At 66.7% G+C, this 8,317-nt stretch carries 9 protein-coding genes; 3 read left to right on the top strand and 6 right to left on the bottom strand.

The features are described 5' to 3' along the window. Positions 1 to 141: 141 nt before the first annotated feature. From paaE to paaZ, 6 genes are read right to left on the bottom strand one after another with little or no spacing between them, the layout of a single operon-like run. Complete coding sequence (paaE, locus tag ABZX37_RS40405; protein WP_354748837.1) at positions 142 to 1,218, bottom strand: 1,2-phenylacetyl-CoA epoxidase subunit PaaE; 1,077 nt, start codon at positions 1,216 to 1,218, stop codon at positions 142 to 144. Beyond that, a complete protein-coding gene (gene paaD / locus ABZX37_RS40400) occupies positions 1,219 to 1,710 on the bottom strand; it encodes a 1,2-phenylacetyl-CoA epoxidase subunit PaaD (protein WP_354748835.1) in 492 nt (163 codons plus the stop codon). Next, positions 1,704 to 2,561, bottom strand: a complete 858-nt coding sequence (gene paaC / locus ABZX37_RS40395; protein WP_354748833.1) for a 1,2-phenylacetyl-CoA epoxidase subunit PaaC — start codon at positions 2,559 to 2,561, stop codon at positions 1,704 to 1,706. The genes paaD and paaC overlap by 7 nt, the downstream gene beginning before the upstream one ends. Before the next feature lie 13 nt (positions 2,562 to 2,574). Beyond that, entirely contained in the window at positions 2,575 to 2,859 is a 285-nt protein-coding gene (gene paaB, locus ABZX37_RS40390; protein ID WP_009073848.1) for a 1,2-phenylacetyl-CoA epoxidase subunit PaaB, read from the bottom strand. After that, positions 2,856 to 3,797: a 1,2-phenylacetyl-CoA epoxidase subunit PaaA gene (paaA, locus tag ABZX37_RS40385; protein WP_354748831.1), complete on the bottom strand. Its 942-nt coding sequence runs from the start codon at positions 3,795 to 3,797 to the stop codon at positions 2,856 to 2,858. Before paaA ends, paaB begins: the two co-directional genes overlap by 4 nt. Then, positions 3,794 to 5,824 (bottom strand): phenylacetic acid degradation bifunctional protein PaaZ, encoded by a 2,031-nt coding sequence (paaZ, locus tag ABZX37_RS40380; protein WP_354748829.1) that lies wholly within the window; start codon positions 5,822 to 5,824, stop codon positions 3,794 to 3,796. The genes paaA and paaZ overlap by 4 nt, the downstream gene beginning before the upstream one ends. Before the next feature lie 200 nt (positions 5,825 to 6,024). Here paaZ and paaI point away from each other — a divergent pair, with 200 nt between their 5' ends. The 3 genes from paaI to ABZX37_RS40365 are packed head-to-tail and all read left to right on the top strand — an operon-like array spanning position 6,025 to position 8,284. Further along, the gene (gene paaI, locus ABZX37_RS40375; RefSeq protein ID WP_208720501.1) at positions 6,025 to 6,420 is read left to right on the top strand and encodes a hydroxyphenylacetyl-CoA thioesterase PaaI; all 396 of its coding nucleotides are present in this window, start codon (positions 6,025 to 6,027) and stop codon (positions 6,418 to 6,420) included. Beyond that, the gene (gene paaK, locus ABZX37_RS40370) at positions 6,417 to 7,697 is read left to right on the top strand and encodes a phenylacetate--CoA ligase PaaK (RefSeq protein ID WP_354748827.1); all 1,281 of its coding nucleotides are present in this window, start codon (positions 6,417 to 6,419) and stop codon (positions 7,695 to 7,697) included. The genes paaI and paaK overlap by 4 nt, the downstream gene beginning before the upstream one ends. Continuing rightward, a complete protein-coding gene (locus ABZX37_RS40365) occupies positions 7,694 to 8,284 on the top strand; it encodes a TetR/AcrR family transcriptional regulator (RefSeq protein WP_354748825.1) in 591 nt (196 codons plus the stop codon). Before paaK ends, ABZX37_RS40365 begins: the two co-directional genes overlap by 4 nt. The last annotated feature ends 33 nt before the right edge of the window (positions 8,285 to 8,317 follow it).

The raw sequence follows: 8,317 nt of genomic DNA, 5'->3' as shown, positions 1-8,317 counted from the left end.
GATACGACGCCCCCCTGCGGTCTGGGGGTGCTTGTCAAGGCATCTTTCCCGCCTTGACAAGCACCCCCAGACCGTCAGCACAATCAAGCTTCGGGGTGCCCCACGCACGCCAGGACCGATGTCGCCGCCAGGCGACGAGCATCAAGCGTCAAAATCAACAGTAACCCGCTCAGAAACCGGATGAGACTGACAAGTCAGCACAAACCCAGCATCCACCTCAGCCTTCTCCAACGCGAAATTCCGCCGCATGTCAACAGAACCCTCAGTCACCCGCGCCCGGCAAGTCCCGCACACCCCGCCCTTGCAAGCAAACGGCAAATCCGGCCGAAACCGCTGCGCCCCATCCAACACCGAAGACTCACGCGGCAAGTTCATCGTCGTAGACCGACCATCCAGCACCAACGTGACCTCAGACGAAGCACCAGCCACCGAGGGATCGACATGCTTAACCGGCTCCGGCGGCACATCGTCCACATAGAACAGTTCCTGATGAATCCGCTCCCCAGGAACCCCCAGCGAGCCAAGAAGATCCTGCGCCGAAGTCACCATCCCAAACGGCCCGCAAAGCCAAAAATGATCAACATCCTCCACCGGCACGATCGACCCGAACAACGCACTCAGCTTGTCCGCATCCAGCCGCCCAGTGAACAACTCGGCCTCGCGGGGTTCACGGGACAATACGTGCACCAGCTCAAGCCGCGCCGGATACCGATCCTTCAAATCAGCCAGATCATCGGCGAACATCACCGTGTCAGTACGCCGATTCCCGTACAGCACAGTCACCGAAGCATCCGGCGTGGCCAGCAGCGAGGCCGCAATGGACAACACCGGCGTGATTCCGGAACCGGCGGCGATCAGGACATGGTGCCCACCAGCAGCAAGATCAGGAGTAAACGACCCGGTCGGCGCGGAAACCTCAACAGTGTCCCCAGAACGAACCTCATTGACCAGCCACGACGAGAAGACGCCGTCCGGCACGAGACGCACCCCAACCCGAGGCCGCGCCCCGGCCGGTGCGCAGATGGAGTACGACCGCCGCTCATCCCGCCCGTCCACCATCCGCCGCAGCGTGAGCGACTGCCCAGGCGCGAAGGCATAAACCGACGCAAGCTCGGAAGGCACGTCGAAGGTGACGGCCACGGCATCGTCACAAAGCCGCTCAACCTCAGCCACCCGCAACGGATGGAACCCGGTACGACGGGAAACGGTGGCAGTCACTCAAATCTCCTTGACGTGTTCGAACGGCTCCCAGCAAGACCGGCACCGCCGCAACGCTTTGCACGCAGTAGCACTGAACCGAGACTGCTCTTCCGTATCCAAAGACCCGCAATGCGGACAGGCAACCCGCCGCACAGAAGGCCCGAGCGTCAACGGAATCGGCCCCGCAACCCGCTGAGGCGCAGACCCAGGCGGGGCGATCCCAGCCTCAGCAAGCTTCCGCCGCCCGTCCGCACTGATCCAATCCGAGGTCCAAGCCGGTTCCAGCACAGTACGAATATCAATCTCGACATACCCAGCACCACGCAACGCGTGCTCCAGGTCGTCCCGCATGGTGTCCATAGCCGGACAACCGGTATAAGTCGGCGTAATAGAAACCGTAACCCGACCGTCCTCTTCGGACACCTCGCGCAACACCCCGAGATCCGCGAGCGTCAGCATCGGCAACTCGGGATCAGTGACCGTGGAAGCCACCGCAATGGCGGTCACCACGACGCCCCAGGCATAGCCCGAGCCACACTCTGCAACTCAGCCAGCAGGAAGCCCATCTGCTCTGTATGCACCCCGTCGCGCCCAGTACGACCGGAAACCCCGGCAATAGCCCCGATCTCCGGCCGGTCCAAGGTTGCCGCGGCCAACGCCTGATCCACCACAGCATCGAACTCCGGCCGCAGCAAAGCGACATCCGCCAACTCGACCGGATGCGTCGAGAACAACTCCTCGACATACGGCCACACCGCGGCCAGCCCCTCAGCCATCCGCTCCCGCGACAACGGCGTCCCATCCCCCAACCGCACGAGCCACTGCGCGGAATAATCCCGGTGATAGGCCAATTCCTTGACACCCTTGGCAGCGATAGCCGCCAGCACCGGATCCACACTGGACTCCAGCTGCTGGAACAACGCGAGCCGCCAAGTCGAAAACACGAACAGCTGCGCGATCAGATGTCCGAAGTGCCCGCCGCCCAGCTCAGCCAACCGAACGTTCCGGAACTCGTTCTCCGCCCGCAAGAACGCGAACGTGTCCTCAGACCGATCAGTACCGTCAGCCTTGCCGGACCGAGCAAGCAACAACCGCGCCTGACCCAGCAGATCGAGGCCGATGTTGGCGATCGCGACCTCATCCTCGAGCTCCGGCGCGTTGCTGACCCACTCCTGCAACCGATGCGAGAAGATCAACGCGTCATCGCCCAGCATCAGGCAATACGCGGCCAGTTGCGCACCGTCCACTCCGGACGGCACCGAGGTGTCCACACCGGACAGCGGATCAGCGAATCCAGTGCCGAAAGCCCACCGGGCGTCGTTGTCCTCGGTGATGGCTTCGTAGACGTTATCGAAGGACACAGCAAGACATCCCTTACATGTGGGGAACGTTGTCGGGAATGTCGTAGAACGTCGGGTGCCGGTACACCTTGTCCCCGCTGGGCGCGAAGAACGGATCCTTCTCGTCCGGCGACGACGCGGTGATGTCCGAGGCGCGAACGACCCAGATCGACACACCCTCGTTGCGGCGCGTGTAGAGATCGCGCGCGTGGTGCAGCGCCATCTCGTCGTCCGCCGCGTGCAGCGAACCCACGTGCACGTGGTTCAGCCCCCGCTTACCGCGGACGAAGACCTCGTACAACGGCCAGTCGTGCTTCATGCCGAAACCTCTTTCTTGGCCGCGTGCGCCGCAGCGGCTTCCCTAACCCAGGCACCGTCGTCGTGCGCCCGCCGACGGTGCGCGATGCGCTCCGCGTTGCACGGGCCGTTGCCCTTGAGCACGTTCTTGAACTCGTCCCAGTCGACCGCGCCGAAGTCGTAGTGCTCACGCGAGGCGTTCCACTTCAGCTCCGGGTCCGGGAAGGTCACGCCGAGCGCCTCGGCCTGCGGAACGGACATGTCGACAAAGCGCTGCCGCAGCTCGTCGTTGGTGTGCCGCTTGACCTTCCACGCCATCGACTGCGCGGTGTTGGGCGAATCCGCGTCCGGCGGGCCGAACATCATCAGCGACGGCCACCACCAGCGGTTCACCGCCTCCTGCACCATCTCTTGCTGCTGAGAGGTGCCCCGCATCATGGTCATCAGCAGCTCGTAGCCCTGCCGCTGGTGGAAGGACTCCTCCTTGCAGATCCGGATCATCGCCCGCGCGTACGGCCCGTACGACGACCGGCACAGCGGCACCTGGTTGCAGATCGCCGCGCCGTCCACCAGCCAGCCGATCACGCCGACGTCAGCGAAGGTCAGCGTCGGGTAGTTGAAGATCGACGAGTACTTCTGCCGACCGGTGATGAGCTTGTCGGTGAGGTCCGCGCGGTCCGCGCCGAGCGTCGCTGCCGCGGAGTACAGGTACAGCCCGTGGCCCGCCTCGTCCTGCACCTTCGCGAGCAGAATCGCCTTGCGCCGCAACGAAGGCGCGCGCGTGATCCAGTTGCCCTCCGGCTGCATGCCGATGATCTCCGAATGCGCGTGCTGCGCGATCTGGCGGATCATCGTCTTGCGGTAGCCCTCGGGAATCCAGTCGCGCGGTTCGATGCGCTGGTCCCGTTCGATGGTGTGCTCGAAAAGGGCTTCCAGTTCGGGCTCTGCCACAGCGGTCACGGCTGCTCCTTCGAGACAAGGGTGAGCACGTCGTACTTCGCGACCGAGTCGCCGTCCTGGTTGGTGACGTCGGCGTCCCAGCGGACTTCGCCGTACTCCTGGTCGATCCGCGGCGTGATCTGCTTGGCCGTCAGGGTGACCGTCAGCGCGTCGTCGACCTTCACCGGCGTGAGGAAGCGCAGGTTCTCCAGGCCGTAGTTCGCCAGCACCGGGCCCGGCTCAGGCGACACGAACAGGCCCGCGGCGAACGAGACGACCAGGTAGCCGTGGGCCACGATGCCGCCGAACAGCGGGTTCGCCGCAGCGGCCACTTCGTCGGTGTGCGCATAGAAGGTGTCGCCGGTGAAGTCGGCGAAGTGGTCGATGTCGGCGCGCGTGACGGTGCGCGGACCTGCCACCACCGAGTCGCCGACCTTCAGCTCAGCCAACGACTTCCGGAACGGGTGCACGTCGTCCTCGGTCCGCGGACCGCCCTCGACCCACCGGCCGGTGACGGCACCGAGCACCGTCGGGCTGCCCTGCACCGCCGTGCGCTGCATGTGGTGCAGCACGCCGCGGATACCGCCCATTTCCTCGCCGCCGCCCGCGCGACCGGGGCCGCCGTGGACCAGTTGCGGCATCGGCGAACCGTGTCCGGTGGATTCCTTCGCGTCTTCGCTGTCGAGCACGAGCAGCCGGCCGTGGTACGGCGCGACGCCCAGCACGATCTCGCGGGCGAACACCGGGTCGCCGGTCACGACCGACCCGGCCAGGCTGCCGCCGCCGCGCGCCGCGAACTCGATGACCTGTTTGACCGACGTGTACGGCATCAGCGTGGACACCGGGCCGAACGCCTCGACCTCGTGCGGCTCCGCCCGTTCCGGGTCGGCCTTGAGCAGGATCGGCGAGATGAACGCGCCGGTCGCCTCGTCGCCGTCCACGACGTCGACGTGCTCCGGGTCGCCGAAGACGATGCTGCCCGCGTCGAGCAGCGCCTTCAGCGAACGGCGTACCTCTTCACGCTGCTCCAGGCTGGCCAGCGCGCCCATCCGGACACCCTCGGCGTTCGGATTGCCGACAGTCACCTTCGCGAGCCGAGCGCTGACGGCTTCGGCGACGTCATCGAGCATTTCCGCCGGGACGAACGCGCGGCGGATCGCGGTGCACTTCTGGCCCGCCTTCACCGTCATCTCGGTGGTCAGCTGCTTGACGAAGAGGTCGAACTCCGGCGTCGACGGCCGGGCGTCCGGGGCGAGGATCGAGCAGTTCAGCGAGTCGGCCTCGGCGTTGAACCGCACGGAGTTCCGCACGATCGCCGGGTGCGCGCGCAGCTTCTGCGCGGTGGACGCGGAACCGGTGAACGACACCAGGTCCTGCGCGGTGACGTGGTCGAGCAGGTCGCCGACGCTGCCCGCGACGAACTGCACCGCGGCATCGGGCAGAATTCCGGATTCGACGATCAGCTCCACGAGCCGCGCGGTCAGGTACGCGGTCTGGCTGGCCGGCTTGATCAGGCTCGGCACCCCGGCGAGGAACGCGGGCGCGAACTTCTCCAGCGGACCCCACACCGGGAAGTTGAAGGCGTTGATCTGGACCGCGACGCCCTGCAGCGGCGTGGCGATGTGCTGCGCGACGAACGTGCCGCCGCGGCTCAGCGGCTCGACCGCGCCGTCGACGTACACCGTGTCGTTCGGCAGCTCGCGCTTGCCCTTCGAGCCGTAGCTGAACAGGACGCCGATGCCGCCGTCGATGTCGAACTTCGAGTCGCCGAGTGTCGAACCTGTGCGCGCCGACAGCGCGTACAGCTCTTCGCGGTGCTCGCGCATGTGCGAGGCGAGCGCCTTCAGCAGCGCGGCCCGCTGATGGAACGTCAGCTTCCGCAGCGCCGGACCGCCGACAGTGCGGCCGTAGTCGAGCGCCGCGGCGAAGTCGATCCCCTCCGACGAAATCCGGGCCACTTCCTCCCCGGTCGCCGCGTCGTGCAGCGGGGCGCCCTCGCCCGGCGCCGTGTGCCATCCCCCGGAGACGTAGCTGCGGAGCAGAACCATGCCGACCCTCTCGCCGAATTACCAACCGGACGTTCAGTAATTCGCAGGATAGCCGTTCTCCCCGCTGATCGGAACCCCCGCATTGCTTGACACCGCCGGAGTCGCGGCCTTTACTGGGCTCCAGCCACGATTACCGGCCGTTCGGTCAGTAAGTCACCATTCCGGAGGGCGAACTCGTGACCCGCAACGCCGCGCACACCATGTTCGACACCGACGAGGCGTCCCGTTCGCTCGGCATCGAACTCGTCGAGGCGGCCGACGGCCGCGCGGTGGCCACGATGAAGGTCACCGAGACGATGGTCAACGGCCACGACATCGCCCACGGCGGTTACGTGTTCCTGCTAGCCGACACCACTTTCGCCCTCGCCTGCAACACGTACGGACCGGTCACCGTCGCCGCGGGCGCGGAGATCTCGTTCGTCGCCGCCGGAAAACTGGGCGACCACCTCGTCGCGACGGCCGCCGAGCGCACCCGCTACGGCCGCAACGGCATCTACGACGTCACGGTGCACCGGGAGACCCCCGGCGGGCCCGAGGTCGTCGCCGAATTCCGCGGCCGCAGCCGCGTCATCGAGAAGACCCGGGAAGCACAGTGACCCCCACCCTCGCCGAAAACGTCAGCGCCGACGAGCTGGCCTCGCTCCAGCTGGAACGGCTGCAGTGGACCCTGCGGCACGCGTACGAGAACGTCCCGCTGTACCGCAAGAAGTTCGCCGAGGCGGGCGTGCATCCCGACGACTGCCGCGAGCTCGGCGACCTGGCGAAGTTCCCCTTCACCACCAAGGCCGACCTGCGCGACAACTACCCGTTCGGCATGTTCGCCGTGCCGCAGGACCGGATCCGCCGGCTGCACGCGTCGAGCGGCACCACCGGGAAGCCGACCGTCGTCGGCTACACCGAGGACGACCTCGACACCTGGGCCACCGTGATGGCGCGCTCGATCCACGCGGCGGGCGGACGGCCGGGGCACAAGGTGCACGTGGCGTACGGCTACGGCCTGTTCACCGGCGGGCTCGGCGCGCACTACGGCGCGGAAAAGCTCGGCTGCACAGTGATTCCGGCGTCCGGCGGGATGACCGCCCGGCAGGTCCAGCTGATCTCCGACTTCAAGCCGGAGATCATCATGATCACGCCGTCGTACATGCTGACGCTGCTCGACGAATTCGAGCGCCAAGGCGTGGATCCGCGGGCCAGCTCGCTGAAGGTGGGCATTTTCGGCGCGGAGCCGTGGACCGAGCAGATGCGGTCCGAGATCGAAGAACGGTTCGCCCTCGACGCGGTCGACATCTACGGCCTGTCCGAGGTGATGGGCCCCGGCGTCGCGCAGGAATGCGCGGAGACCAAGGACGGCCTGCACATCTGGGAGGACCACTTCTTCCCCGAGGTGATCGATCCGTTCACCGAGCAGGTGCTGCCCGAGGGCGAACGCGGCGAACTGCTGTTCACGTCGCTGACCAAGCAGGCGCTGCCGATCATCCGCTACCGCACCCGCGACCTGACCCGCCTGCTGCCCGGCACCGCGCGTCCCGCCTTCCGCCGGATGGAGAAGGTGACCGGCCGCAGCGACGACCTCATCATTTTGCGCGGCGTCAACGTTTTCCCCACGCAGATCGAGGAAATCGTCCTGCGCACCGAGGGATTGAGCCCGCACTTCCAGCTGGTCCGCTCGACCCGCGGCCGCCTGGACCACCTCACCGTGCGCGTCGAAGCCCGCGCCGACACGACGGCCGAGGGCCGGTCTTCGGCGGCATCCGCAGTGGCCGCCGGAGTGAAGGACGGTGTCGGCGTAAGCGTTTCGGTGGAGGTTGTGGACCCGGACACGCTGGAGCGCTCGCTCGGCAAGATGCGCCGCGTACTGGACGAACGCTCGTGACGACCCCCGCCCGCCGCGGCCGGCCCGGCTACGACCTGGAGTCGCTGCTCCAGGTCGCGGTCAAGCTGTTCAACGACCGCGGCTACGACGGGACCAGCATGGAGGACCTGTCGCGCAAGCTCGGCATCACGAAATCCGCGATCTACCACCACGTGCCGAGCAAGGAGGAACTCCTGCGGCTGGCGGTGGACCGGGCTTTGGACGGGCTGTTCGAGGTCGCGGAGTCCACCGAGGCAGTGGACGGTCGTGCCATTGACCGCTTGGAGCATCTGGTGCGCGGAAGTGTGTTGGTGCTGGCGGATCGGCTGCCGTTCGTGACGTTGCTGCTTCGGGTGCGGGGCAATACGAAGGCCGAGCGGGCGGCGTTGGCGCGGCGGCGCGAGTTCGATCATCTGGTGACGGACCTGGTGAAGCAGGCCGAGGCGGAGGGAGACGTCCGGCCGGACATCGACCCGGCGATCGCGGCGCGACTGCTGTTCGGCACGGTGAACTCGCTGATCGAGTGGTACCGGCCGCGGCGGGGGTCGTCTCCGGAGGAACTGGCGGACTCGGTGTGCAAGATGGCGTTCGACGGGTTGCGCGCTTGATCCGATTTCGTGCTGTGCGTAAGGATTTCTCGC

Origin of the sequence: Amycolatopsis sp. NPDC004079 (genome assembly GCF_040610415.1) — a bacterium.
GTDB lineage: Bacteria > Actinomycetota > Actinomycetes > Mycobacteriales > Pseudonocardiaceae > Amycolatopsis > Amycolatopsis halotolerans.
This window is presented reverse-complemented; position numbering and strand designations above follow the sequence as displayed.